21 protein-coding genes and 2 pseudogenes are annotated in these 26,940 nt (G+C 61.9%); 8 read left to right on the forward strand and 15 right to left on the reverse strand.

Annotated features, from left to right (window positions below):
• Positions 1 to 194, forward strand: a 194-nt coding sequence (locus GE253_RS17190) for a transposase (protein ID WP_173012692.1), incomplete at its 5' end; no start/stop codon positions are given.
• 416 nt (positions 195 to 610) lie between these two features.
• Here GE253_RS17190 and GE253_RS26320 read toward each other — a convergent pair.
• Positions 611 to 1,254, reverse strand: a pseudogene (locus GE253_RS26320) (transposase); the annotation flags it as partial.
• 349 nt (positions 1,255 to 1,603) lie between these two features.
• Between GE253_RS26320 and GE253_RS17205 the strand changes: the two are divergent.
• The 5 genes from GE253_RS17205 to GE253_RS17225 all read left to right on the forward strand — a co-directional run bounded on the left by GE253_RS17205 (position 1,604) and on the right by GE253_RS17225 (position 8,373).
• Positions 1,604 to 3,619, forward strand: coding sequence for a TonB-dependent receptor (locus GE253_RS17205; RefSeq protein ID WP_153205386.1), 2,016 nt, complete (start codon positions 1,604 to 1,606; stop codon positions 3,617 to 3,619).
• A gap of 65 nt (positions 3,620 to 3,684) precedes the next feature.
• The gene (locus GE253_RS17210) at positions 3,685 to 5,226 is read left to right on the forward strand and encodes an ABC transporter substrate-binding protein (RefSeq protein WP_153205387.1); all 1,542 of its coding nucleotides are present in this window, start codon (positions 3,685 to 3,687) and stop codon (positions 5,224 to 5,226) included.
• Positions 5,226 to 6,170, forward strand: a complete 945-nt coding sequence (locus GE253_RS17215) for an ABC transporter permease (protein ID WP_153205388.1) — start codon at positions 5,226 to 5,228, stop codon at positions 6,168 to 6,170. The genes GE253_RS17210 and GE253_RS17215 overlap by 1 nt, the downstream gene beginning before the upstream one ends.
• The gene (locus GE253_RS17220; RefSeq protein WP_153205389.1) at positions 6,167 to 6,955 is read left to right on the forward strand and encodes an ABC transporter permease; all 789 of its coding nucleotides are present in this window, start codon (positions 6,167 to 6,169) and stop codon (positions 6,953 to 6,955) included. The genes GE253_RS17215 and GE253_RS17220 overlap by 4 nt, the downstream gene beginning before the upstream one ends.
• Positions 6,952 to 8,373, forward strand: coding sequence for an ATP-binding cassette domain-containing protein (locus GE253_RS17225; RefSeq protein WP_153205390.1), 1,422 nt, complete (start codon positions 6,952 to 6,954; stop codon positions 8,371 to 8,373). Before GE253_RS17220 ends, GE253_RS17225 begins: the two co-directional genes overlap by 4 nt.
• Here GE253_RS17225 and GE253_RS17230 read toward each other — a convergent pair.
• The 12 genes and pseudogenes from GE253_RS17230 to carB all read right to left on the reverse strand — a co-directional run bounded on the left by GE253_RS17230 (position 8,364) and on the right by carB (position 23,034).
• The gene (locus tag GE253_RS17230) at positions 8,364 to 8,765 is read right to left on the reverse strand and encodes a hypothetical protein (RefSeq protein WP_153205391.1); all 402 of its coding nucleotides are present in this window, start codon (positions 8,763 to 8,765) and stop codon (positions 8,364 to 8,366) included. The two genes, GE253_RS17225 and GE253_RS17230, sit on opposite strands and share 10 nt — an antisense overlap.
• Before the next feature lie 171 nt (positions 8,766 to 8,936).
• Entirely contained in the window at positions 8,937 to 9,395 is a 459-nt protein-coding gene (locus GE253_RS17235) for an acetyltransferase (protein ID WP_153205392.1), read from the reverse strand.
• Between the two features lie 55 nt (positions 9,396 to 9,450).
• Positions 9,451 to 11,520, reverse strand: a complete 2,070-nt coding sequence (locus GE253_RS17240) for a M13 family metallopeptidase (protein ID WP_153205393.1) — start codon at positions 11,518 to 11,520, stop codon at positions 9,451 to 9,453.
• 194 nt (positions 11,521 to 11,714) lie between these two features.
• Positions 11,715 to 13,748 carry a M13 family metallopeptidase gene (locus GE253_RS17245; protein WP_153205394.1) on the reverse strand — a complete coding sequence of 678 codons (2,034 nt, stop codon included), beginning with the start codon at positions 13,746 to 13,748 and terminating at the stop codon, positions 11,715 to 11,717.
• Between the two features lie 84 nt (positions 13,749 to 13,832).
• Positions 13,833 to 14,354 carry a TIGR02444 family protein gene (locus tag GE253_RS17250; RefSeq protein WP_247878722.1) on the reverse strand — a complete coding sequence of 174 codons (522 nt, stop codon included), beginning with the start codon at positions 14,352 to 14,354 and terminating at the stop codon, positions 13,833 to 13,835.
• Positions 14,344 to 15,432 (reverse strand): ATP-dependent 6-phosphofructokinase, encoded by a 1,089-nt coding sequence (locus GE253_RS17255; protein WP_153205395.1) that lies wholly within the window; start codon positions 15,430 to 15,432, stop codon positions 14,344 to 14,346. The genes GE253_RS17250 and GE253_RS17255 overlap by 11 nt, the downstream gene beginning before the upstream one ends.
• A 221-nt stretch (positions 15,433 to 15,653) precedes the next feature.
• Positions 15,654 to 16,514, reverse strand: a complete 861-nt coding sequence (locus tag GE253_RS17260) for a hypothetical protein (protein ID WP_153205396.1) — start codon at positions 16,512 to 16,514, stop codon at positions 15,654 to 15,656.
• A 127-nt stretch (positions 16,515 to 16,641) separates the two neighbouring features.
• A pseudogene (locus GE253_RS17265) lies at positions 16,642 to 16,908 on the reverse strand (6-phosphofructokinase); the annotation flags it as partial.
• A gap of 135 nt (positions 16,909 to 17,043) precedes the next feature.
• Positions 17,044 to 18,657, reverse strand: coding sequence for a M56 family metallopeptidase (locus GE253_RS17270; protein WP_153205397.1), 1,614 nt, complete (start codon positions 18,655 to 18,657; stop codon positions 17,044 to 17,046).
• On the reverse strand, positions 18,654 to 19,052 hold the full coding sequence (locus GE253_RS17275) for a BlaI/MecI/CopY family transcriptional regulator (RefSeq protein WP_153205398.1): 399 nt from the start codon (positions 19,050 to 19,052) through the stop codon (positions 18,654 to 18,656). The genes GE253_RS17270 and GE253_RS17275 overlap by 4 nt, the downstream gene beginning before the upstream one ends.
• Before the next feature lie 137 nt (positions 19,053 to 19,189).
• Positions 19,190 to 19,663 carry a transcription elongation factor GreA gene (greA, locus tag GE253_RS17280; RefSeq protein ID WP_089286602.1) on the reverse strand — a complete coding sequence of 158 codons (474 nt, stop codon included), beginning with the start codon at positions 19,661 to 19,663 and terminating at the stop codon, positions 19,190 to 19,192.
• A gap of 86 nt (positions 19,664 to 19,749) precedes the next feature.
• Positions 19,750 to 23,034, reverse strand: a complete 3,285-nt coding sequence (carB, locus tag GE253_RS17285) for a carbamoyl-phosphate synthase large subunit (RefSeq protein ID WP_153205399.1) — start codon at positions 23,032 to 23,034, stop codon at positions 19,750 to 19,752.
• Between the two features lie 328 nt (positions 23,035 to 23,362).
• On the opposite strand from carB, the gene GE253_RS17290 reads away from it, so the two are divergent.
• Positions 23,363 to 25,228 (forward strand): PAS domain-containing protein, encoded by a 1,866-nt coding sequence (locus tag GE253_RS17290; protein ID WP_153205400.1) that lies wholly within the window; start codon positions 23,363 to 23,365, stop codon positions 25,226 to 25,228.
• Positions 25,229 to 25,241: 13 nt separating this feature from the next.
• On the opposite strand, the gene GE253_RS17295 is transcribed toward GE253_RS17290, so the two are convergent.
• Both GE253_RS17295 and GE253_RS17300 read right to left on the reverse strand, forming a co-directional pair.
• Positions 25,242 to 25,721, reverse strand: coding sequence for a hypothetical protein (locus GE253_RS17295; RefSeq protein WP_153205401.1), 480 nt, complete (start codon positions 25,719 to 25,721; stop codon positions 25,242 to 25,244).
• A gap of 9 nt (positions 25,722 to 25,730) precedes the next feature.
• Complete coding sequence (locus tag GE253_RS17300; RefSeq protein ID WP_153205402.1) at positions 25,731 to 26,060, reverse strand: hypothetical protein; 330 nt, start codon at positions 26,058 to 26,060, stop codon at positions 25,731 to 25,733.
• Between the two features lie 194 nt (positions 26,061 to 26,254).
• Here GE253_RS17300 and GE253_RS17305 point away from each other — a divergent pair, with 194 nt between their 5' ends.
• Complete coding sequence (locus GE253_RS17305; RefSeq protein ID WP_153205403.1) at positions 26,255 to 26,545, forward strand: DUF3618 domain-containing protein; 291 nt, start codon at positions 26,255 to 26,257, stop codon at positions 26,543 to 26,545.
• Positions 26,546 to 26,940 lie beyond the last annotated feature (395 nt).

A 26,940-nucleotide genomic window follows, 5' to 3' on the forward strand; every position in this document is an offset into this window, starting at 1 on the left:
TCGAAGGCTACCATGGTGAGGCCAAGACCTGGCACGGACTGGGCCGCGCCGTCCGCCGCGGTCTCGACAACATGCAAATCCAGGCATACCTCGCCGCCGCTGCGGTCAACCTCAAGCGCCTGGCCGCTTATCTGCTGCTGATGCTGCGCTGTTTGCTCCTGCCAAACAGCGCTCTGAACACATTCACCATCTGAACAGACCGCAAATCCTCAGATCACCAATCGGATTTCTCAACAGGCCCGGTCATAATTAATGACCGTTGGTATTGCTGCGACCGCCGCCGCGCCGCTCATGCGGCGTAGCCAAGTCAGCGGATGCTGGCGCCGGCGATTGAGCGGCACGAAAGCGCGACCATCGGTCATGATTTCATGCCGCTGGTATAAGTCCCTGTTCAGCGAGCGGCTTCACACTCCAAAGCGATTCCGCTTTTCCGCGATTCGCCCTAGCCCGAATTATGCACCGTGGTCGTGATAGTGCCGGGCCGGCGTAGCGGTTGTTCTGGGAAGGGTTGTATGGACACCCCCCTCCCCGTGCCGCTGGTTGGCGAGTATCCGGATGGTGTTTTTGCGGTTGGCGGGACGGGTTCTGGCTGGGCACGCTGCCCTGTGTTTCAGGTGACGAGGCGTGTTGTCCTTGTCAGAACAATGGCGAGCACAGGCTGGACGGTGCAGGCGGTTGGCAGATGGACGCGCAGCCTGGTCTTCATCTCGACGACGCGGGCGGCAATTTTCAGCAGACGCAGGCGGATCGTGTCGAACTGGGCGGTGCGCCATGGGGAGATGAAATCCACGCCCGAGGTCCGGCCGAGGTCAAACACCTCCGGTGCTGCATAGTGGCTGTCGGCCCGAACCAGGATCTCCACCCGGGGCCAGTGGGCCCGGATCATCCGGACCAGGCAACGCAGGTGGAGGCTATCTCCCGACCGCTGGGGCGGCGGGCGGGCCGCAGGAGGGCTGCAACGAACCGGCCCTCTCCATCGAACACGATGATGGGCTGGAAGCCATATTCGTCGTAATGGGCGTTGAACAGCCACAACTGTTGGTGGTCATGCGTGGCGTCGAACGCGTCATCGATGTCCAGCACGATGCGCTGCGGCACCTGGCGGAAACTGGCACAGTAAAGCGCGATCACCGCCCGGCCCATGCGCAGCAGGGCACGGGCGTCCGGCCGGTTCTCCAGGCGCGAGATGGTGGATTGCGAACAGAGGTCCGCCGCCGACGGCAGCCGGCCGAGTGCCATCTTGAAAGCCGGATCGCCGTCATCGCTGTTGAGCATATTGACCTGTCTGTCATCCAACCTGCCCCCCTCCGGGAACCCTACGTGACGGTGTGATGGCAGGTCGCGGTCCGCCAATGACTCCCTTTTTTGGAGGATTTGGCGTCAAGTGAACGCTGTTCCCCCGTTGAGCCATAGCCATCATTTTATATTGTCGGCCAGGGCGGCGCGTTTGATGCCGACGGTGGGCTTCCCTTTGTCGTGTCAACGGGATGCGCTATGCTGTTGCAACCCGTTACCATTATCGCTTTAACCGTTTCTAACTTGTGGAAAAAGGGGAAACTTTCGTCAATAAGCCAGGGAATATTGGGTACCTTGGGGACATTGAATGATATCGCGCCTTAAGAATTGTTCTTTCATCGTTCTGATCGGCGGCATTTTTTTCATCGGACAGGGTCGGGCGGAAACCGGGGGTGACACGAGCTTTTCCATAGGTGAGATCATCGTCACCGGGGTCAAGGACCGCCCGCTGCGGAATATTCTCACCTCCGTCGACATTATGGGGGCAGATGTCGCCCAGCGGCAGAATGTCGATTCCACCTTCAAACTGCTGTCCCGGATGCCGGGTGTCCTGGTCACTGATTTTCACCAGGGCGGCACCAATGGTGCGGTGTCTTTCCGCGGCTTCAATGCCGAAGGCGGCATCATGGCGGTGAAACTGCTGATCGATGGCGTGCCCAGCAATGCCAATGATGGCTATATGTGGATGCTGGATGGTGTGCCCCCCATCGATATTGAACGGGTTGAAGTGGTGCGCGGCACCTCCGATGCACGCTATGGCCTCCATAATATTGCTGGCAATATTGCGATCTTCTCCCGCGTCGGTGGCACCTATCTTGATGCAAAGACGACGGTGGGGGCCTGGGGCACCTATGAAGGCCAGCTTGCCCTTGGCCGAGAGTCCGGTGCGTTCACGCAGAACTATTCCTTCGACTATCGGGAAAGCGACGGCTACCGTGATCGCGGCACCTTGCGGCGCAAGAACGCGGCGGGCAAATGGTTCTACAATGGCGATGATGTGCGCTTCGGTCTGATCGCGCGTTATTTCACATCAGATGGAAATGACAGCGGCTTCCTGTCGGGCGCAGATGCCGCGACCCGACCGCGCTATTCCCCGCCGCTCAACGCCGATGACGGACGGGATCGGGAAGGCTACTCCTTCACCCTTCAGGGAGAGGCAACGCTTACCGACGCGCTGACAACAAGCGGCAATATCTATATGACCCGCTTCGACGATACGCGTTTCTTCCGCATCGCCCCCACCGTATCCCAGCAGGAAAGACACCTGAACGAACAGCAGGAGGGTGCCAGCCTGACCCTGCATTATAATCCGGAGCAGAGTTTCCTTCACGACCTCCGGATCGAGAGCGGCGCCAATCTGGACCGGCAGGATAATCACCATCAGCGTTGGCTCGGCTCCGCCCGGGTCCGCAGCTCACGCGTGTTCGACCGTCGTTTCATCCTCGACGTCTATGGCGGTTATGTGCAGGCTGTCATCGAACCAACCCCATGGCTGAAGGTGACGCCCGCCTATCGCATTGACCGGGTTGACGGTCACTATCTCAATGTTGCCAATGACACGCGCTATCCCGTCAATGATTATGGCACGATTGAGCAACCGAAAATCAGCGCGGTTGTGACGCCGTTACCCGGGCTCAGCGTCTACGGCAATTATGGCCGGACATTCCAGATCGGTCTCGGTGTCGGCAGCTATATCGTGCCGCCCCAGGTGTCGAGCCTTTCCGCCTCGGTGAATGACGGCTGGGAAGCCGGCGTAAAATATAATCTGGGTTCACAGGTCGAGAGCCGGGTTGCCGTCTGGCAGCAGACGGCCTCGGATGAGATCGTGCTGCGCAATGCCACGGGCGATTTCATCAATCTGGGCCGAACCCGGCGCAGGGGTATCGACGCCCAGATCAACGTCCGGCCCTCGGCGCTGGTGAATGTCTGGGGGGCTTTTTCCTGGCAGAAGGGCATCATCGTGGTACCAGATCCGACGACACCCGGCTTTGCGGGCAACCGGATCGATCATGTCCCCGCCTATCTGGTGTCGGGGGGCATCGAATACCGCCCGATCGAACCGCTCCGTCTTGCGGCGACTTTCTATGGTCAGTCCAAATATGAACTGGATGCCTCCAACAGCCATGGCCGTTTCGGCGATGCCGCTCTTTTCAACATCGAAGCGGGATACCAGCTCACGGCGAATATTGAGGTGAGCGTGGAGGTCCGCAACGTTACCGACCATCGCACGGCCTATGTCTATTACGACCGGATAACGCAATCCCCGCTCCATTCCCCCAATGACGGGCGTGCGTTCTATGGCAGTCTCCGGCTGACCTACTGACCGGGACCGGGGGATTTGCCATGAAATTGGCGCCGGCCATGCCATAAAATGAAAGGGCGGAAGCGATGAAGGGTGGCTGCACACGGCGTGACATGCTGCTGGGCGCAGTTGGTCTGGGGGGGCTGCTTTGCGGCTGTTCCCCCGGCGAACAGACGGCTGATCGTGAATTCCTGATCGTTGAAGCCTCACACCCCACCAAACGCGAGCCGACCAGTGCCGGAAAATTCTATGCGCTGATGGGCATTGCGGAGACGTTGGTGAATGTTGACGACCGGGGCCATATCTCCACCGGCCTTGCCCTGCATTGGGAAATGTCCGCCGATGGGCTGGAATGGCGGTTTGATCTGCGCCCCGGGGCCCATTTTCATGATGGAACCCCCGTCACCGCGGAACCGGTCGTCCGGATGCTGGAGCGTGCCCGTAAGCGGCCGGGGGTGATGCATGTTGTTCCCATTGCCGCTATTGCCGCACATGAAGGGCGGGTGATCATCCGGCTGGCCACGCCGTCTGCGCTGCTGTTGCCCGTGCTGGCGCATGACAGCACCATCATCCTCGCCCCCGCCTCCTTCGATGCGGCAGATCAGGCGGTCCAGGTCATCGGCTCTGGCCCTTATCGCATAACCGGGATAACCGAGCAGGAGGTTGCTGTCGAAGCCTGGGAACGGTGGGGCGGTGTGCCCCCGGCAATCCATCGGGCACGCTACCTTTCCGCCGCTCGTCCGGAAACCCGCGCCTTACTCTCGGAAAGTGGGCAGGCGAACGCTGTCTTCGACCTTGATTGGCCGAGTGAGCGCCGGTTGCGCGACGCCGGCCATGTTCATATCGTCGATATTGCCAGCCCCCGCACGACCTTGCTCAAACTCAATGTCGGGCATCCATTTCTTGCCGATCTCCGTGCGCGCCAGGCACTCAGCCTTGCTGTTGACCGGCTTGCCATCGCCACCGGGCTTTTCGGCAATGCCGATCGCGCGGCGACGCAGTTGCTGCCGGAATTTTTCACAGACTGGCACGACAAGAACCTGCCCCGGCTCCACACCGATGTGGCACAGGCACAGCGCCTGCTGGCGGAACTGGGGTGGCAGCCGGGGGCAGATGGTATCCTTCTGCGGGGCGACGAGCGTTTTGCCCTGAAACTTCTGTCGCTGGCCACCCGCACAGATCAGCCGCTCATCACCGCCGCGCTCCAGCAGCAATTTCGGCGGATCGGTGTGGAAATCAGCGTCATCCCGTGCTCCCCGGCGGAGATCGTTGCGGCGCATCGTGATGGCACCCTGGAACTGGCGATGTTTGCCCGCAACCACATGATGGTTGCCAACCCGGTGGCCGTCCTGATGCAGGATTATGCAAAGGGCGGTGCGGACTGGGGCGCGATGGGCTGGAATAATCCAGACATGATTGCGGCGTTGCAGACATTGGCATCCGGCGCGGCACCGGAACGGGCCGCAGCCCTGCGCCAGCAGATCGTGCAGACCTTACAGGCGGAGTTGCCGGTCATTCCCCTTATCTTCAACAGGCGTATCGCAGCCTTTGACAAGCGGCTGGCCAATGTGCAGGTCGATGCACTTGAGCGCAGCTATAACATGGCCGCAATGCGGTGGGCTGACTGATGCGATCCATCGCCTCCCTTCTGGGTCGCAGGGTTCTGCAGGCTTTGCTTGCCGCCCTCTTCGTGTCGAGCCTGTGCTTCTTCATGGTACGTTTCCTGCCCGGCGACATCGCCTTCGACATTGCGAGTGGCCGCTATGGGCAGGAAATGACGACACAGGCTGCGGCGGCGGAGGTCCGGGCGGAACTGGGCCTTGATAAGCCCATGGCCGCCGCGTGGCTTTCCTCCGTCAGCGCCCTGGCGCGGTTCGACCTTGGCCGATCCTATACGCTGGGCAAGCCGGTCTGGGGGCTGATCCGGGAACAGCTTGGCCATACGCTGCAACTGTCAGGGTTGGCGATGTTGTTCTCCCTGCTCATCGGGCCGCCCATCGGCATCATCGCCGCACTGCGCCCGGGTGGCTTGGTTGATCGGCTCAACCTCCTTGGCTCGGCCCTCCTGCGTGCGTTACCGCCCTTTGCCACCGGTATTATCCTGATCATCATCTTTGCCGCCAGCCTGCACTGGCTGCCGGCGGCGGGGCATACGCAGCGGGGCACGATCATTCTACCCGCCCTCACGCTTGCCCTCGGGCTTGCCGCCGTTTCCAGCCGGGTCGTCCGCTCGGCGATGATCGATGTCGCGCGGTCGGCATATTTTCATTTCCCCCTGACAAAGGGATTGCCGCTCAGCACGGTCGTGCTGCGGCATGGTGTACGCAATATGGCAGTGCCGGTGATCGCGCATCTTGCCATGCAGTTTGTCTATCTGATTGAAGGGGCGATCGTCGTGGAGACGCTGTTCGCCTGGCCTGGCATCGGCCATGCCCTCAGTCATGCGGTACGGGAGCGCGACATCCCGCTGATACAAGGTGCCGTGCTTGTCATGGCGATCCTCTTCGTCCTTTTCAACATGGTCATTGACCTGGTGCTGGTTGCCCTCGACCCCCGGATGCGCGCAGGATGATGGGGGGCTGGCCACGCCGTATCGCTGCGGCATTGTTGATCGCCATTGCCGCCTTTGCGCTGGCCGGCCCGGTGCTGATCGGCCTTGATCCGGCGCAGCAAGACCTGGGCCGTACCCTGATGCCGCCCGGTGGCGGTGATTTGCTGGGCACGGACAATCTGGGACGGAGCCTGCTGGCGCGTCTGGCACAGGCGGCGCAGATATCCTTTCTGCTGGCACTGCTCTCCGTCTCATCTGCGGCGATTGCCGGTGTATCGACCGGTCTGGCGGCGGCGTGGTGGGGCGGCTGGATGGAGCGCATTCTTGTTGCCATTGCCGACATGATGCTGGCCATTCCCGGCCTGTTGCTGGTTTTCCTTCTCATCGCCTTTGCACCTGGCGAGGTATGGCTCATCTATGCCGCCATCTCGCTTACCCTTTGGATTGAGTATTTCCGCGTCGTCCGGGCGACAGCGCGACCGATCCTCGCCGGATCGGAGGTGCAGGCCGCCCGTCTGCTGGGTTTCGGCGCAACCTACATCATCCGGCGCCATGTGCTGCCAGAGGTGGCACCGCTGCTGCTGACGCTTATGGCTTACGGTGCCGCGACGACGGTGCTGGCTGTCGCATCCCTTGGCTATATCAATGTCGGTATTCATCCGCCAACCGCGGAACTGGGACAGATGATGTCGGAATATTTCCCGTATTATCGCGCCGCCCCCTGGCTGATCGCGGCGCCCATCACCCTTCTGGCAACGGGCCTGCTGTGCCTTGCCCTTCTGGCCTCCAGGGACAAGCCGCAATGAGCATGGCGTTGGTGGTCGATGGTCTTAATATCCGGTCGCGCCAGGCACATCTGGTGCGCCATGTTTCCTTCGCGGTGGAGCGCGGTCACAGCCTGACGATCCTGGGAGAGACGGGTTCGGGCAAGTCGCTGGTATCGCAGGCGATCATGGGCACGCTGGCCGCAGGATTGAATGCGACCGGCACCATCGTCATCGATGGTGTGGCGGGGCCCGCCACCACCCCGGACCGGCACCGCCTTTGGGGGCGTACCCTTGCCACGCTCCCCCAGGAGCCCTGGCGCTCACTGGACCCGACGATGAAGGCGGTCGATCAGGTGGCGGAGGGATACCGGAGCCTGTCCCGCCGCAACGCGCGTGGCGTGGCGGGTGACGCGCTGCGCCATCTTGGCCTTGGCGGAGCGGAGCGCCATTACCCCTTCATGCTGTCCGGCGGCATGGCACAACGGGTCGCCTTTGCCGCCGCCACCGCCGCCGGTGCGAACATTCTGCTTGTCGATGAACCGACAAAGGGTCTGGACATCGCGCTACGTGATGCCGTTGTCGCCCTGCTGCGGGCAGCCCTGGCGGAGGGGCGGACACTGGTTACCATCACCCATGACATCAATGTCGCCCGGGCCCTGGGCGGTGAGGTGATCATCATGCTGGATGGTGAAATCGTGGAGCAAGGCCCCGCCAGCACAATCCTGTCTGCACCGGCCCATGAATATACCAGGCGCCTGCTGGCCGCCGAACCCGCCGCCTGGCCGGCGCGCCGGCCTGCACGCACCGATGGCGCAGCGATCCTGACAGCGCATGGGCTGACCAAGCGCTATGGACACAAAACGCTGTTCAAGGACATCAACGTCGTCATCAAGGCAGGTGAATGCCGCGCCATCGTCGGCCCCAGCGGTTCCGGCAAGACGAGTTTTGGGGATGCCCTGCTTGGTTTGACCCCGGTGGACGCGGGTGAGGTCACCCGCGCACCTTGGATCGCCACAATGCGCTTTCAAAAACTGTATCAGCATCCAACCGCCGCTTTCGCGCCACGCATCCCCCTTGGGCAGGCGCTGAACGATCTGATCAGTTTACACCGCCTGGACCTCGGCAGAGTGGCGCCGATGATGGCCGGGCTGCGGCTGAACCCCGACCTTCTGCAGCGCCGTCCGGATCAGGTTTCGGGTGGCGAGCTTCAGCGCATCTCCCTGCTGCGGCTTCTGCTTCTCTCACCGGCCTTCATTTTTGCCGATGAGCCAACGTCGCAGTTGGACCCGATCACGCAGCAGGAGGTGATGGATTTGCTTATGCAGCATGTCGCAGAACATGACACCGCCCTGCTGCTGGTGACGCACGATCCCGCCATCGGTGCAAATGTGTCCGGTGGATTGCCACTGCTGCCCGATCATGGTCGCTCATTGCTGGCGGCCTCTGGTCAGAATTGATAGGTCACGGGCAGGCTCTTATGCCCGCTGACGAAGACGGACTGGATGAAGCTGGACCGCATCCCCCGCCGGGATGGTCTGCCCTGGCCATTGGTGATGGTGGAGATGATATCGCGCGCCGGATGCTGCCGGCGGTGAGCGGCCAGATCGTGGAAATAGGCGGCGAAATCCGCCACCACACCACCACCGCGCACCTTCACCTGACCATTCGCCCCCTGTTCAGCCCTGTGCGCCTTCAGCGATTTGTCGGCCGGGCTGAGCAGCCGTTGCGTCAGGCGCAAAACCTCCGCCTCATCCTCGCGCGGGCCCCCCATCAGGGTCAGGATGACGCGCAGGGGATACCAATAGGCGATGTCACCCGCGCAGTCACAGGCCCCGCCCTGATCCTTCATCCGATCCACGAATTCCTTGGCCGAAGCCGTCAACGGTCTCTACAAGGTGGAGGTCATCCACAGGCGAGGGCCATGGAATTAGTGGATCGGGGGGAGGTGCCGGTGCTGGAATAACCGGTCGCCGGCAACCAAGCCGCCGGCGACACCGTCCGGATACAAGGGAGATTGGTATTAGAACCGGGCCAGATAGACCAGCGGATAGGGCTTGCCGCAATGGTCCAGGTCGGTGCGCCCGACATAGCGGAAGCCCTGTGCCACATAGAAGGCAATGGCACCCGGATTCTGTTCGTTGACATCGACCAGCAGGTTCGGTTGCAAGCTGGCTGCATGGGCGATCAGCCGTTGCCCGACACCCTGGCGGTGAAAGCTGGGATCGACGAACAGGCAATCAATCCTCGGCCCGCCAAGTCCGATAAAGCCTGTTATCTTCCCCGCCGCATTGGTGGCCAGCCAGACCCTGAACCTGGGCAGATAGAGCGTGCGCAGCAGCTCTTCATAATAATCCAGATCCGCTGGACTGATGAAGCCATGCGTGGCATCGACCGAGGCGCGCCAGACATGATTGATCTCGGCTATATCGGCGTCGGTAGAAAGCCGGATCGGCGGCAGGGCAGTGGCTTGGTTCGGCATAGGCGCGATCCGAAGAAGAAAAGGGCCGGCGCATTTGTCGCCGGCCCTTGTTCATTTACCAGACCTTACAGGCCTTGTCGCCCCGGACCATCGGGTCGGTCGGCTTGCAGTTAAAGGCCGCCGCAAACTCCTTCATGTTGGAGACCGTGCCATTGACGCGGAATTCCGGCAGAGAATGCGGATCGGTCAACGCCTGCAGGCGCCGTGCTTCCGGCCGGCTCTGCGAGCACCAGATATGGGCCCAGCCATAGAAGGCCCGCTGTTCTGCCGTCAGCCCGCCGATCTTTTCCGGTACCTTCGGGCCCAGATGCTTCTTCAGGGCGGCCAGCGCGATGGACAGGCCGCCATTATCGGCGGTGTTTTCCCCCAACGTCTGCTTGCCGTTCAGGTTCACGCCTTCAACGGCGGTGTAACCGCCATACTGGTCGACCAGGCACTGGGCCTTATCCTCGAACTTCTTGCCGTCATCCTCTGTCCACCAGTTGGACAGGTTGCCATCGCCGGCATATTTGCGGCCCTGATCATCAAAACCATGGGTGATTTCGTGGCCGATCACGGCACCGATGGCGCCGTAATTATAGGCGTCATCGGCGGAGAAATCGAAGAAGGGTGGCTGGAGGATGCCGGCCGGAAAATTGATATTATTCTGTTGCGGGGAGTAATAGGCGTTCACCGTCGGCGGCGTCATGCCCCATTCGCTGGGGTCACGCGGCTTGCCGATATGGGACAGGCTGTCGCGCCGATCAAAGGCGGCAGCGCGGAACACATTGCCCAGCAGATCATCCGGCGCCACGGACAGCGCGGTGTAATCCTGCCATTTTTCCGGATAGCCGATCTTGGTGGCAATGGCGCCCAGCTTTTCGCGCGCCTTCACCTGGGTCGCCGACCCCATCCAATCCAGCGCGCCGAACCGGTCGGTGAAGGCATCCAGCAGGTCTTTCACCATGCCCTGCATCCGGGCCTTATGTTCCGGGCCAAAGGTTTTGGCGACGAAATACTTGCCCAGATCCTCCCCCAGGGCGCCGTCAGTGGCAGCCACGCAGCGCTTCCAGCGCGGGCGCTGCTCCTTGGTGCCGGACAGGGTGCGGCCATAGAAGTCAAAATTCTCTTCCGCCACCGCCTTGGGCAGCCAGGGGGCGGCGGCGCGCAGGGTTTGCCAGCGCAGATAGGTTTTCAACTCGTCCAGCGGCGTGCTTTTCAGCACCTGTTCCAGTGACTTGAAGAAGCCGGGATTGCCGACATTCATGTCGGTGAAGGCGGGCGCGCCGCTGGCCTTCACATAGGCAGCCCAGTCGAACCCTTCATGCTTCTTGGCAAAGGCCTTGAAGGTGGTGGGGTTGTTACGCTTGTTGGGATCGCGCCGTTCCACCCGCGTCATCGACGCGTCCGCCAGTTTGGTTTCCAGCACCATTACGGTATTGGCGCGGGCAGCGGCGGTGGTCGGCGTATCGCCGGCCAGGGTGAACATGCGGGTGATGTGCGCCAGATAGGCTGCCCGCTGTTCCTTGGATTTGGGGTCATCCTTGAAATAGAAATCACGGTCGGGCAGGCCCAACCCGCCTTGGTCGGCAACGGCGATGGTCTGCACCGCGTCGCTGAATTTCTGCATCCGACCGAAGCTGAAAAAGGCACCGACGCCCTGGTCATGCAGTGTGCCCACCAGAGCGCCCAGCTGCTGCTTGTTGCGCAGCGCGTCGATCCGGCTCAGTGTCGGCTGCAAGGGGGCCAGCCCCTTGGTCTCCACCGCCGCCTCATCTATGCAGGCGGCATAGAAGGCGGCGATCTTCGCCGTCTCCGGCTTTGGATTGGCGACCGCATCCTCCAGGATGGTGCGCAACACGCCCTGGTTCTGATCCGCCAGCCGCTGAAAGGTGCCCCAACGCGATTGATCCGCCGGGATCGGGTTTTCCTTCATCCAGATGCCGCAGGCGTGCAGATAGAAATTATCGCAAGGGGAGACAGTAGGGTCCAGCACCGGCAGACCGGGGGCCGGCGGCTGCGGCTTTGCGGGTGCCGGCGCTTCCGCCACCCGGGTTGGTTTCGATGTGCAGGCCGTCAGGCCCACCAACAATGCCAAACCGATCGCCCCCAAATGGGACGTGCCCCGCAAGCCTTTCAGCTTCATGTAAACCCCGACGGTCGCCGATGCTGGATGGTACGCGTATGGATGCCCGTTTTTTCGGGCTTTTAGCGTGGGCGCAGATTAGCACGAAGCCGTGCTGTAAAAGCTAAGTGCTTTTTGTAACGGATTGGTAACTGGTATCTCCCGCCTGCGGCCAACCGTTCCAAATGGGACGATTGGCCGCAGGCAACCCAGAGTTACCAGACCTTGCAGGCCTTGTCGCCACGCACCATCGGGTCCGTCGGCTTGCAATTAAAGGCCTGGGCGAACTCCGCCATGTTACCGACGGTGCCATTCACCCGGTGACGCGGGGCGGAATGCGGGTCGGTCTTGGCGCGCAGGCGTTCGGCTTCCGGCCGGGCAGAGGAGCACCAGACGCTGGCCCAGCCATAGAACAGCTTCTGTTCCGGCGTGTAACCATCGGCCCCCTTGGTGGTCAGGGCTTTGTCGCCGCCAACGCGCTGCTTCAGCGCCATCAGGGCCAGCCGCAACCCGCCATTATCGGCCGTATTCTCACCTAGGGTCAGCTTGCCATTCTGGTTGGTGTCACCGGCCACCTGATAGGAACCGTACTGATCCACCAGACACTGGGCCTTGGCTTCGAACTTCTTGGCGTCGTCGGCGGTCCACCAATCCTTCAGGTTGCCCTTGGCATCGAAGCCGCGGCCTTCATCATCGAAACCATGGGTCATCTCATGCCCGATCACGGCACCGATGGCTCCGTAATTCAAACCATCATCGGCCTGGAAGTCGAAGAAGGGCGGCTGCAGGATGCCGGCGGGGAAGTTGATGTTGTTCTGGCTGGGATCGTAATAGGCATTCACTGTCGGCGGGGTCATGAACCATTCGTTCTTGTCCACCTTCTTGCCGATCTTGGACAGGTGATAGCTGTTCTCGAACCCGGCGGAACGGAACTGGTTGCCCAGCAGATCATCCTTCTTCACGGTCAGGGCCGTGTAATCACGCCACTTTTCGGGGTAGCCGATCTTCTGTTCCATGGCGGCCAGCTTTTCCAGCGCCTTGGTCTTGGTTTCCGGACCCATCCAGTCCAGTTCCTTGATATCGGCGGCATAGGCGGTGCGCAGATCGTCCAGCATCACCAACATGCGCTTCTTGTGTTCCGGGCCAAAGGCCGTTTCCACGAAATGCTTGCCGAGATCTTCGCCCAATGCATTGTCGGCGGCATCGGTGCAGCGCTTCCAGCGCGGGCGCAGTTCCTGGGCACCCGACAGCGTCTTGCCATAGAAGGCAAAATTCTCATCCACGAAGGGCTTGGCCAGCCAAGGGGCGGCGGCGCGCAGCGCGTGCCACTGGAAATAGGTCTTCAGGTCGGCCAGATCGGTGTCGCCAAAGGCCTTGTTCAGCCCCGTGAAGAAGGCCGGGTCGTTGACATTCATATCCGCGAAGGCGGGTGCCTTCACGTCGCGCACATAGGCTGCGAAATCGATGGCGGGGGCCGATGCGTTGAAGGCCTTGAAGCTGGTGGGATTGTTCAGCTTCTGGGTGTCGCGCCGGTCCTGCTTGCTCATCGTCACGCGGGCCAGCTTGGTCTCAAACGCCATGACGGCGGCGGCCTTCTTGGCGGCCACGTCCGGCTTGTCGCCGGCCAGTGTGAACATGGCGGTGATGTGCTTTTCATAGGCACCGCGCAGGGTGGCTGACCGCTCATCATCATTCAGGTAATAATCGCGGTCGGGCAGGCCCAGCCCGCCCTGGTCGAAGGCGGCGATGGTGTCTTCCGCTTTGGCAAAGCTCTGCTGCGGGCCAAACCCGAACAGCACATCAATGCCGGACTGGTGCAGGCTGGCCACCAGGGCGGCAAGCTGCTTCTTGTCCTTCAGCGCGTCGATCTGCGACAGCACCGGCTTCAGCGGCGCAATGCCGGCCTTGTCGACAGCGGTTTCATCCATACAGGCGGCATAGAAGGCACCGATCTTGGCCGTACCCGGTTCCCCGCCCTTGGCGGCCTTTTCCAGGATATCGTGCAGCGTGTTCTGGTTGCGCTGGGCCAGCTCGTGGAAGGTGCCATAGATGGACCGTTCCGGCGGCAGCGGGTTGGCCTTGATCCAGGGGCCGCAGGCGTGCAGGAAGAAATCCTGGCACGGGCTGACGGAATTATCGACCTCCGGTACCTTCGATTGCGCCGCGTTGGCGGCGTTCAGGGGGGCCAGACCCAGGGTCAGGGTCAAACCAATGGCACCCAGGCATGAACCGGCCAGCAAGCCCTTCATCCTCGCGTACTCCGACAATATGAACAGTTTCAGGGTCGGGTCGCTGTCCGGGCGGCCCTTAGGGGCAGACCCTAGCACCACCGCTCACGGGTTGAAAATGGCGGCGTGTAACGCTTCTGTAACCGCGCGGCGGTTGCCGGCCGGCAGCAACAGGGCGATATTGGCCGCCAGCGCCAATTCCGGTGTCGCTTCAAGACGTTGCCGTGGGGGAAATGCCTGGAGCATCTGCTGCTGCTGGCGTTCGGCCTCCAGTTCCGCCGCTTGCACCTGTTCCCGCAGGGCGGCGCTGTTGGCATTGGGGGCCGGTGGGGGCCCGCTTTTCAGTCGGCGGCGCACGGCGCGCAGCGGCTGCACCACCTCCCGCCGCCAGGCATCGCTGGCACTGGCGGCGGCGGCCAGTTCCGCACTGGTCAGACGGTGGCCATTGGCCCCCAGCCAGGCCGCCCACAGGATCAGGTTCACATCCAGCCCATGCTGATCCTGCGCGCGCAGGCACGCCTCCGCCACATCAGGGGCGGCATAGACGGTGAGGGAGAAATCCCACAGGCTGTTCCAGGGGGTAGGGGAGGCCACCGGGGCCGGCGGCCAATCATCGTCAGGCATCATCACCGACATAGATGCCAAGGCCGCGCGCCGTCTTCACCAGCGTGCCGGCAACATCGACGGCGGCATAGGTCTTGATGGCATCCTCGATCGGGATATCAATGACGCAGCGGTTGGACCAGGCCAGCAGCCGGTCGGACTTGTCCGCTGCTAACAAATCCACCGCCGCCACGCCAAAGGCCGACGCCAGCAGCCGGTCACGATAGCTGGGCGGGCAGCCGCGCTGCACATGGCCCAATACGGTGACGCGGGTTTCCGCCCCCGTCGCTTCGGCGATCAGGTGGCCGACATAATTGCCGATGCCGCCATAGCGCTTTTGCCCATCGCTGAATTCCTGCTGGGCGGCGGCCCCTTCCATGGTCTTGACCGCCTCCGACACCACGACCAGGGCGAAATTGCGCCCGCCGGCCTGCACCTTGCGGATCTTCGCGGCGATGCCGGCCACCGACCAGCGCAGTTCCGGCAGCAGGATGACATCCGCCCCGCCGGCAATGCCGGCAGACAGGGCGATATGGCCGGCATCGCGGCCCATCACCTCCAGTACCATCACCCGGTCATGGCTGGCGGCAGTGGGCTGCAAACGGTCCAGCGCCTCCGTTGCCACGGCCACGGCTGTATCGAACCCGACAGAGGTTTCGGTGATGCCAAGATCATTATCGATGGTCTTGGGAATGCCGATCAGCTTGAACCCGCCCTGCTGGGCCAGCCGCCGCAGAATGGCCATGGAGCCATCGCCGCCAATGCCGATCAGCCCATCCACCCCCAGTTCGCGCAGGCCGCCGATAATCTCCTGGCTGCGATCCTTCTTGGTTCCATCTGCCATGGGATAGGCGAACGGGTCACCCTTGTTGGTGGTGCCCAGAATGGTGCCGCCCTGGCGCATCATGGCGCCATCCACCATGTTGGTATCCAGCTTCACATAACGCACCGGACGGGTCAGCAGCCCCTGGGTGCCATCTTCGATCCCCACCACTTCCCAGCCATAATATTGGGCGCGGTGAACGGCGGCCCGGATCACCGCGTTCAGGCCGGCGCAGTCGCCGCCGCTGGTCAGGATGCCGATGCGCTTGTTGCCGGTCATTGTTTCCTCGCTTTTACCTGTTGCCGGCAAGGTGCCAGGAAAGCGGGGGCGGTGGCAAGGTTGGAGGAGGTCCAGCAAAATGGGGGAGAGCCCCAGACCACCGGCGACCAGCCTTCATCCGATGTTTTCGTAAAGAAAAAACACAAAAGTAAATAAAATTTAGCAAAATCAATAATAAAATTGTGACTAATAGCGCCCAATCTCCCTCCCCCTGAAATCTCTTATAGCAACTTTCCCTGCAGTTCCGAGGTGGGCATGTGTTTAATTACATCTTCGATCACGTACTCGGCGACTAGGCGGCCGTTCGCTCGCTTTTGCATGGCCCGAAGGCGAACCAAAAGAGCATCACCTTTTCCGAACCGCTCCTCTCCTCGCTCGACTCGATCAAGGAATACCTGATCTTCAATCCGGGCTGAGAAAGTATCTCGACCATCGTGGAATCGCCACTGGGCATGTCCCTCGAAGACTGTTGTTGCAATAGTCAGGTAGATTTCTGATTTGGTTTCGGTAAGTAAATCGGTGGAATCAATAGGGAAAAAGTATTGAGATTCCTCCCGGTTAATATTTGCTATTTCACGACCATCTGCCTTGATAACCAACGTATCGGCGGATCTTCCAAGCGGCTTTTTGATGAAACTCTGAACGGAGCGTCCTGTTTTTTGATCAAGCGCGATATTTACAGTTGATTGATTAAATACAAGAATTGTTCCACTATTGTTTTCAACCAAGACGCTGCCGTTTTCGGCTTTCTTTATGCTGGCGGGCTTTTGTCCCTGGAGGTGCTTAAATAGCTTGATGCATTCGCCGATAACCTTCAGGACGGATGGGAGGTGCTCGTACATTGTGACGAGCAACGCCATGTTCTCCGAGGACAGGATTCGGGTAAGGAATTCAATCTCGACCGACCCGTGGCGGATATCTCGGACCGATGTCCGAATTTCCATCTTCCGCCCGTACACACCTTCCGAGACCCGGCGGGAGAAATCTGCAAACCCCCGGAGGGCATCGGCGACATCATAGGCATCCATTTCACCCATGGTGGCGGAAAGCCCATCATACTTCAGTAAAAATATATCTTCCATTCAACACCTCTCGAAAGGAGAGTGCCATATTCGTCAGCTAAGGCAAGGGGGTTATATTGATAGAATTATCCCATGAATAGAAGAATGCTTATGAGGCAATCACCCCTCAGGAACTTTTTCGGGCTGGTTCGACCATGGGGTAGGCGAACGGGTCGTCCTTGTTGGTGGTGCCCAGAATGGTGCCACCCTGGCGCATCATGGCGCCATCCACCATGTTGGTATCCAGCTTTACATAGCGTACCGGACGGGTCAGCAGCCCCTGGGTGCCGTCTTCGATCCCCACCACTTCCCAGCCATAATATTGGGCGCGGTGGACGGCAGCCCGGATCACCGCGTTCAGGCCGGCGCAGTCGCCGCCGCTGGTCAGGATGCCGATGCGCTTGTTGCCGGTCATTGCTTCCTCGCTTTTACCTGTTGCCGGCAAGGTGCCAGGAAAGCGGGGGCGGTGGCAAGCGGAGGCATTGATCCGGCATGGCAAAACCCACCACAGGCAAGCTGGGTGGGTTTTGTTTTATAAAGGTGTTTGAGATCAGGAGGCGGGGCCGAACCACATGCTGTCCAGCTTGCCATTCGGTGTCACCAAGACCCACCAATCGCGCACGCCATGGGCATAGGTGGCGCGGTAGACATCCATGCCGCCTTCATCGACGCGCTTGAACTGCACTGATTGCAGATCGCCCAGCGGCAGCATCTCCGCCTGGATTTTCGGCAGCAGGGAGATGACGGCATCGGCCTTGTCCGCCACCAGGCTGTCGCGGTCGATCTTGCCGGCCTTGATCTGGGCGATATGGGCGCGCAGGGCGGCCTCGCTGCCGGGCAGTGGCTTGTTGGATTTGACCCGTTCCGCCAGGGCCTGTTCCAGCGCCTTGCCGCGGGCATCTTCAATACGGGCGGCGGGCAGGTCGTGGCCATTCTGGTGCAGCACCACGCCACCGACCACACCCTGGCCATTCACCTGAAAACTGCCCTGAACCGGCATATCGCGGGAGAAGAAACTGGTCGGGCTTTCCGGATAGAAGGCCATGGCCGGCTGGCCGATGACATGGGCCAGCAGATGATCGCCCTCCCGATAAACTTTCAGCGGCCGGTTGGCCATCAACGGCGTCTCATAATAGCCGGTGAACTTGTCCATGGCTTCCGGTGCCAGGGCGATGGCGGTGCGCGGCTTGGCCTGCTCGGCCATCCTGGCTGCCACGGCGGGATCAACCTTGTCCGTGCCGGTGGCGCCGGCACTGATGACGCTGGCGGGGGCCAGCAGGGCCAGCACCAGCGCCCAGCGCCGGGCATTCATCCGCAGCGGCAGGGCGCCCCCCTGCAGGATACGCTCAACGCGGGCGGTGACGGTGGCCGGGCGCGCCATGGCCAGACCGGCGGGAAGGCGGCGGGCCTTTACAGCCATGGCCACCAGGATTTCGGCATAGGTCAAGTGATCCTCCATCTGTTCAAGGGCGGCCGTGTCGCTATTGGCTTCCGCCAGCAGCGCCAGCCTGTTGTCGAGCCACCAGGCGGCCGGGCTGAACCAGAACAGGGCCCGATGCAGGGTGGAGAGAAGCAGCATGTAGTAATCGTGCCGTTCGATATGCGACGCTTCGTGCGCCAGCACGGCCTTGCGGGTGGCAGCACTCCAGCCCGTAAAGTCAGGGGGAAGCAGGATGGTGCCGGCAATGGTCAGCGGTACGGTGATATCCTTGCTCACCCGGATATCATGCGGCTGCGTCCAGCCATGGCGCAGCCGCTGCGCCCGTGCCCGCAGCCGCAGGCCGGCAAGGGTGCCAAGGGCCAGTCGCAGCAGCAGGGTGCCGGTCACCAGCAGATAGAGCCCCAGCCCAAGATCGGACCAGCCAATGTCAAGGGTGGGCGGGCTGGCGGCTGCCAGGGTCGCCTGGGCTGCCGGTTCAGCCCGGGCGACCAGCTGTGTCGCCGGCTGCAGCCAGAACCGGATACCGTCCAGCGGTACGGTCAAGCGATCTGCGGGGGCCAGTTGCATCAGCAGCGGCATGGCAAACGACGTTGCCAGCACGCCGTCCCAGACCGCCATCTGGGTGAAAGGGTTGGTGACACGCAGCAGGCGCAGAGCCAGCCACGCCATCCCGATCAGGGCGGCTGAACGCAGGGCCGCCTCCGCCAACAGTGCCAGCATCATTTCCCCCGTTTGCGGGCCTGTTCGATCTTTTCGGCCAGGGCTTGCAGTTGTTCCGGCGTCAGCATGTCGGTTTCGACCATGCCGACGACGACATCTTCGGCCGATCCACCGCAAAACCAGTCGACGATGCGCTTCACGGCGCGTGCCGCCACCCGGTCACGGCCCTGTGCTGCCTGATAGATGAAGGTCCGTCCTTCTACCTCATGGGTGAGATATCCTTTCTCCTCCAGCCGTTTCAGGACCGTGCGAACCGTGGATTCCTTCAACGGGCGGCTAAGCATCTCTCGCACCGCATCAGCGTTGACCGGTCCACGTCGCCAGACCAGGTCCATGATCTCCCGTTCGAGATCGCCCAAGTCTGACGGATTGTGATCGTCTGTAGCGCTATCGTTCATAGTGCTACAGTGTGTAGCATTTAAGGGGTGAGGCGGCAAGCGCCATCTCTGCGGGGTGAAAAACAAAAAGCCCGCCGCGGCGGGTGCCGGGCGGGCTTTTGCTGACTTCCCCGGTAAAGGGAGGCCTTTTGGGTACCTTACTTGAAGGCGATGCCCACAACCTCGTAGCTCTTGGAGCCGCCGGGTGTGGTGACCTCCACATTGTCGCCAACGGATTTACCGATCAGCGCACGAGCCAAGGGGCTGGTGATGGCGATCAGGCCCTGCTTGATGTCGCTCTCATCCTGACCGACGATCTGATAGGTCACCTCTTCATCGGTGTCCTCGTCAGCCAGGGTGATGGTGGCACCGAACTTCACGGCATTGCCGGAAAGCCGGGTGGGGTCAATCACCTCGGCACGGCTGATCTTGTCTTCCAACTCCATCACCCGGCCTTCGATGAAGCTCTGCTTCTCGCGGGCCGCGTGATATTCCGCATTTTCCGACAGATCGCCGTGTTCACGGGCTTCGGCGATCGCCTTGATCACCGCCGGCCGCTCAACGCTCTTCAGATGCTTCAACTCATCCTGCAGCCGGTTATACCCCCGGGCCGTCATGGGAACCTTTTCCATCGTACCTTTTTCCCAAGAGATTAGGTGGCGCCGAAATAAAAAACCCCGACGGTGCGGCCATGGGGCCGCACCGCAGACCAACCTTCTTAATAAGACCCGCTCAGATAGGACTGAAGCGGAGCCACTTCAAGATTGCCGGTCTTCAGGCCTGAGATGGCTTCGACCGCTGCCTCAGCACCCGCCACCGTCGTGTAGTAGGGGATGTTATTGGTCAGGGCCGTGCGGCGCAAGCTGAAGCTGTCAGACATCGCCTGCGGTCCTTCAACAGTGTTAAACACCAGTTGGACCGCGCCATTGATCATTTCATCGACAATATGGGGCTGGCCTTCCAGCACCTTGTTCACCGCCCGTACCGTAATGCCGGCATCGGTCAGGAACTTGGCGGTACCCTTGGTGGCGATGATCTTGAAACCCAACCCGGCCAGGGTGCGGGCAACCGGCACCATGGCCGGCTTGTCACGCTCCCGCACGGAGATGAACACTGTGCCTTCGCGCGGCAAGGTGACGCCGGCGCCCAGCTGGCTCTTGGCGAAGGCCATGGCAAAGTTCTTGTCCAGGCCCATCACCTCGCCGGTGGAACGCATTTCCGGCCCCAGCAGGATGTCGACACCGGGGAAACGGTTGAACGGGAACACGGCTTCCTTCACCGCCATATGCGGCGGGAACGGGCCGTTCAGCTTGAAGTCGGCCAGCTTTTCCCCGGCCATGACACGGGCGGCCACCTTGGCGATGGCCGTGCCGGTGGCCTTGGCCACGAACGGCACCGTACGGCTGGCACGCGGGTTGACTTCCAGGATGTAGATGTCGAAGCCGCCGGGGCCGGAGCCATCGGCTGATTGCTTCACCGCGAACTGGATGTTCATCAAGCCAACAACATTCAGCCCCTTGGCCAGCTTCACCGCCTGCACCGACAGTTCATCCACCACCGGCTTGGACAGGGTGTAGGGCGGCAGAGCGCAGGCGCTGTCGCCGGAATGGATGCCGGCTTCCTCGATATGCTCCATGATGCCGGCGACATAGACCTCACCCGTGGCATCGGCCACGGCATCCACGTCCACCTCGATGGCATCTTGCAGATAGCTGTCGATCAGCACCGGGTTCTTGCCCGACACCTTCACGGCGGTGGCGATATAACGGTGCAGGCCGGCCATATCATGGACGATTTCCATCGCCCGGCCGCCCAGCACATAGGAGGGGCGGATGACGACGGGGAAGCCGATCTTGTTGGCAACGGCCACCGCCTCTTCCAGCGAACGGGCCAAGCCGTTAGCCGGCTGGCGCAGGTCCAGCTTGTGCAGCAACTGCTGGAACCGTTCCCGGTCTTCGGCCAGATCGATGGCGTCCGGCGTGGTGCCCAGGATGGGGATGCCGGCGGCTTCCAGATCGCGGGCCAGCTTCAGCGGCGTCTGGCCGCCGAACTGCACGATCAGGCCCAGCACCTCGCCATTCTCCTGCTCCTTGCGGACCAGTTCGATCACGTCTTCGGCCGTCAGCGGCTCGAAATACAGGCGGTCGGCGGTGTCATAGTCGGTGGAAACCGTTTCCGGGTTGCAGTTGACCATGATCGTCTCATAGCCCGCTTCCTGCAGGGCATAGACGGCATGGACGCAGCAATAATCGAACTCGATCCCCTGGCCGATGCGGTTCGGCCCGCCACCCAGGATGATGACCTTCTTCCGGTCCGTCGGGGCGCTTTCGCATTCCGCCGGTTCCAGCCCGTTGCCTTCATAGGTGGAATACATATAGGGCGTGCGGCTGGCGAATTCGGCAGCACAGGTGTCGATGCGCTTGAACACCGGCACAATGCCCTTGCCCCGGCGGGCGGCGGCAACGGCCTCTTCGCTGTTGTCCGTCAGCTCGGCGATGCGGGCATCGCTGAAACCCATGGACTTGATGCGGTTGAAGCGCTCGGCATCCAGCCCGGCCAGACCGGCCGCCTTGATGGTGACTTCCTCGGCAACGATGTCCTGGATCTGACGCAGGAACCAGGGATCGACCTTGCAGGCCTCAAACACCTGATCCACCGTCAGCCCATGGCGGAAGGCCTGGGCGATATACAGCAGCCGTTCACTGGTGGGGCGCGACAATGCGGCGCGGATCTTCAGCGGGTCGACCACGCCGCTGCCGCCGGTCAGGTCCACTTCGTTGAAGCCGGTCAGGCCGGTTTCCATCGACCGCAGGGCTTTTTGCACCGACTCGGCAAAGGTACGACCGATGGACATGGCCTCGCCAACCGACTTCATCGACGTGGTCAGCGTGGTGTCAGCACCGGGAAACTTCTCGAACGCGAAGCGCGGCATCTTCGTGACGACATAATCGATCGTCGGTTCGAAGCTGGCCGGCGTCGTGCCGGTAATGTCGTTGGTCAGTTCATCCAGCGTATAGCCGACAGCCAGCTTGGCGGCGATCTTGGCGATCGGGAAGCCGGTGGCCTTGGATGCCAGCGCGGAGGAGCGCGACACGCGGGGGTTCATCTCGATCACGACCATGCGGCCGGTATCGGGATGTACGCCGAACTGCACGTTCGACCCGCCGGTATCCACGCCGATCTCGCGCAGCACCGTCAGGCTGGCATTGCGCATGATCTGATATTCTTTGTCGGTCAGCGTCAGGGCGGGGGCCACGGTGATGCTGTCGCCGGTATGCACGCCCATCGGATCGATATTCTCGATGGCGCAGATGATGATGCAGTTGTCGCGGCTGTCGCGTACAACTTCCATCTCATATTCCTTCCAACCGAGGACCGACTCCTCGATCAGAACTTCGCTGACCGGGCTGGCGCGCAGACCGCCGCGGACGATATCCTCGAACTCAGCCCTGTTATAGGCGATGCCGCCGCCGGTGCCGGCCAGCGTGAAGCTGGGGCGGATGATGGCGGGCAGGCCGACAAAGGCCAAACCTTCCAGCGCCTCCTCATAGGTCTTCACCAGCAGGGAGCGCGGGCTTTCCAGCCCGATCTTGTCCATGGCGTCGCGGAATTTCAGGCGGTCTTCCGCCTTTTCGATGACGTCGGCCTTGGCGCCGATCATCTCCACACCCAACCGGTCCAGCGTGCCGTCGCGGAACAGGGTCAGCGCTGTGTTCAGCGCGGTCTGGCCGCCCATGGTGGGCAGCAGCGCGTCGGGGCGCTCCTTTTCCAGGATCTTTGCAACCATGGCCGGGGTGATCGGCTCAATATAGGTCGCGTCGGCCAGACCGGGATCGGTCATGATGGTGGCCGGGTTGGAATTGACGAGGATGACCCGATAGCCCTCCTCCTTCAGCGCCTTACAGGCCTGGACGCCGGAATAATCGAATTCGCAGGCCTGGCCGATAATGATCGGCCCCGCGCCGATGATGCAGATGGATTTGATGTCGGTGCGTTTCGGCATGTTCAGTCGGACCGTCGTCTTACGGGCGGGAAGGGCGATATGGTCGCACGAAAACGCCCCTTGCACCCACTACAGGTGCGGGGGACGTCCAGCTGAGGGGCCTATATAGAGGGGTCGGCCCGGTTGGGGAAGTGCCGAGCTTGGGGCGCTGGGATGCGTCGGGCGGGAGGCATGGGCCGGATCGTGTCCAGAAAGGGGATTTGCACGCAACAGTAGGAAAATCCCGGGCCACAACGATAATTTGCGCGAAATCGGTTTTTGCTTCCGGTGAAAGCGCGTAAAATTAGATCGCTTCGTATTCTTACTCCATCGCGGTGGAGGGGTCTGCTTGATCGAGTCCCTGACTGGCATCGCCGATCTTTTTTCCTCTTTTCCGCTTCCCGTGCTGGTGTTGCGCGATGATGGTGCTCGGCTTGTCGTCGCCTTTGCCAATGAAGCGTTCGGCACTCTGGCCGGGCTGGATGCGGCGGGGATGGAGAATATGTCAGCGGCCTTGTTGCAGCGGGTGGAGGGGCAGCCCGACCCCGGCCCCGCCATCATGCGGGTGATGCACCAGGGATCGGTGCTGGATATCGAGGTCGGGCTGATGCGGCGGGGTGGGCGGGTGTCGCTGCGGCTGGTCGGCCAGGGGCTGCGGACCATCGATGATATTCCCATTTTTCTGGGTGTCGCCCGCGATAACGGGGAGTTCCACAAGCTGGCGCAGGCCCGTGCCTCCTCCGAGCTGATGTTGAGCGCTGTCATCGGCAATATCGATCTGCCGATGCTGATGTTGAGCGATGACGGGCGGATTGTGCTGGTGAACCCGGCCATGCTGCGCCTGATCGAACGCCCTATTGATGAAATCGCGGGCCGGCATTTCTCCGTACTGGTGCCGATTGATGACTGGCCGGCACTCTCCCCCCGTTTCCATGAAGCGCTGCAAAGCGATGAGGAGAGCCGGCGGGCCCTGCGCCTGCTGACTGGCCGGGGCAAGCCCATCCATGTGGAAATTCAGGGCAAGCCGGTGCGACAGATCAGCGGCCGGCGGCTGCGGATGCTGACCTGTGCCTCGCTGGAGGATCTGCTGCCCGGCCCGCGCGGCAGCCTGAGCGAGTTGCCGGAACGGGCGGCGGCCGACCCTTCGCGCCCGCTGATCGCCGGGCGGCTGCAACTGATCGGGCTGAATGATGTGCGCACCGCCCTGGGGGAGCGCTGGGGGCAGGTGCGCGTGCAGGCACTGGCCATTGCCGAGGGGGTGATTCGCCGCCATCTGGGGGCGGAAGATATGCTGGAGCGCACGGCCGATGACGGCTTTGTCATTTTTTTCGGCGAGTTGCCGGAGGCGGAGGCGTCTGTACGGGCGCGGGAGATTGCCCAGCAGATTCGCAACCGCCTGCTGGGCAACAGTACCGCGTCGCTGGAAGCCCAGGTGGAAAGCTTTGCGGCTGAGGTAGAGGTGGCGGATGACGGCTTTGACGGTGGCGGCATCGCCGACGTGCTGCTGGCCAAGCTGGCGCAACGGCGTGAAGAAAGCCGCCAGCAGGTATCACGGCTGCTGAAGAATGCCCTGCAGAAGGCGACACTGGACCCCATCCAGGTGACCCAGCCCGAGGGTTATCCGATTCCCTTCTTCATCGCCGATCTGGCCCATCCCTGGCGGGATGATATTGCCAACGCCCTGATGTCCATTGCCGATGATCTGAATGTCAGTTTCGAGGCGGATCTGGTCACCCTGTCGGTGGCGATGGACTGGCATCGCCCCGGCAAGCGCGATGCCACGTTGATCATGCCGGTGCGGTTTGAAAACCTGATGCTGCCGCGCCTGCTGGACCGTTATGTGGAGGTGTCGCGCAACCTGCCGGTGGAACTGCGCCGGCAGCTGATGTTCCATCTGGTGCAGATGCCGGCGGGCACCGCCGGTTCGCGCATTTCCGGCATGGTGCAGACCCTGGGCCCGCACTGCAAAGGCATCGCCATTGAACTGAATGGCGTCGATCATGTGCTGGACCCGCTGGGCACCCGCGTTTCTGTTGTGTCCATCGACTATGAATTGCTGGGTCCGTTGGATGGGCCGGGTCGGGCGCGGCTGCAACGGCTGCTGCGCACCTATCATCTGCGCAAGATGCGGCTTTTGATCACAAAAGTGCCGCGGGAAGAGGATGCCTTCCGGCTGGCCAGTGACGGGGTGGATATGGTGGCGCTGGCGCGCTGAAATGGGGGCCGGATCAGGGGCGGATGAAATAGCGCCCGATATCCTGCAGCCGCGCGGTGAAAACCTGACAGCGGCCTGTATCCTGATCCTTGAAGAAATAGACCCGGTCCGGGCTGCGCCTTTGCCCCGGATCATAGATATTGAAGGAGAGCGAGCCGAACCCCACCCCCATCGGCCGTTCCCCCGGCCCGAAGGCGCGGTAGTGCAGATTGATCTGCTGCACGAACAGGTTCCGCCGGCAAAGCTGGCTCAACTCCCGGCTGGGCGTCAGCAAGCTGTTAGACGGCTTGTCAAAGGCGAAGACGATGCGCTGTTGGTATTGCGGGGCCGGACGCGGTGGGGCGATGGCCCCGTCATGCCAGCTCTGCCAGGGCAGCCGCCCCAAGGCACCTTCTGGCTGTGGACGCGGGCGCTGCTGAACCTCCGCCCCGACCGGCAGGGCGGCAAATCCCGCCAACAGCAGGAAGGGCAGGGCACGCAGCAGCTTTGGCACCGACAGACCTCAGCGGTTGATCATGTAGCGCGCCAGGAAGCGGGCCACCGCCTGTTTACTGGCATCGGGCAGACTGGTGAAGTTGATCTTGGCCGTCTTGCCATCCACCGTGGCGACGGTGCCGGTCCCCTTCAGCGCCAGATTCTGCTTGGGATCCTTCAGCGCCAGATCAAAAGTGACGCTTTGCCCCACCTTCAACTTGGTGCCGGTAACGGTCACGCTGCTGATGCCCAGGTTGGCCACGGATAATTGTTTGCCATCAATATGAAGATGGGCCGTGTAATTCGGTACGGAAACCTTTTCCGTGACATTTACTTTAAGGAAATCAAACATGCCCATCGGCGGTCTCCGCAGCCTGAAAGGCTAGTCTAAGGCAATTTACCTTTCCAAGATACAAGCCAATACGTGTCCATAGGGATGGGGTGCGTCCATAATCTCGCGTGAATGAAACCTCCGGCGCTGATCGGTGTTGCTGCAAGGGGCCGGCATGAGACGGGCCCGATGGCGGTGAAAAAAGCGGAAAGGGGATCAGAATGGCCGGCAGCACCAATGAGATTGAGCGGGAAATTGAACAGGCCCGAGCCGGTATGACCCGCGCCGCGGCGGAGATTGAGCGGCGATTGCAACCGGAAACCCTGGTGGACAATGCGCTGGGCCTGTTCCAGCGCAACGGGCAGGCCCGCGCCATTGTGGATGAGGTGACCGATCTGGCCCTGCGCAACCCGGTGCCAGTGCTGATGATCGGGCTGGGCCTGGCCTGGCTGGCCCTGGATTTCAGCCGCCACCGCCCACCAGCACCGCCGGTGGCAAAGGCCCGTCCCTGACCCTTCGGCTGAGGGACGCGGAACGGAGCCCGGCCTGAAGCGGCAGCGACATCCGCCGGCCTATATCCACCGCGTCTGGCGAGAAAGGGACAAAAGCGCGCTGAACTGCAAAGCCCGTTCCCCTTACGCCGCTGTCGCTGCTGCCCTGTCTTCGCTCCCCGGTTCGTAATTCAGGTTGGGGGCCAGCCAGCGTTCCATGTCGGGCGGGGAAATGCCCTTGCGCTGGGCATAATCGGCCATCTGATCGCGTTCCACCTTGGCGACGCTGGACGGTGCGCGCGGCTTGCAGCCCTGAGCGGCAGCGCGGGCTGGGATGTCCGGCCCTACGCAACACTACGCAACAGATAAACGCTTTGTGTTGCGTAGAGGGCGTGTGGGGGAGGGGTGTGTTTTCA

The sequence above is a fragment of the Niveispirillum sp. SYP-B3756 genome, from assembly GCF_009495745.1.
Taxonomy (GTDB): Bacteria; Pseudomonadota; Alphaproteobacteria; order Azospirillales; family Azospirillaceae; genus Niveispirillum.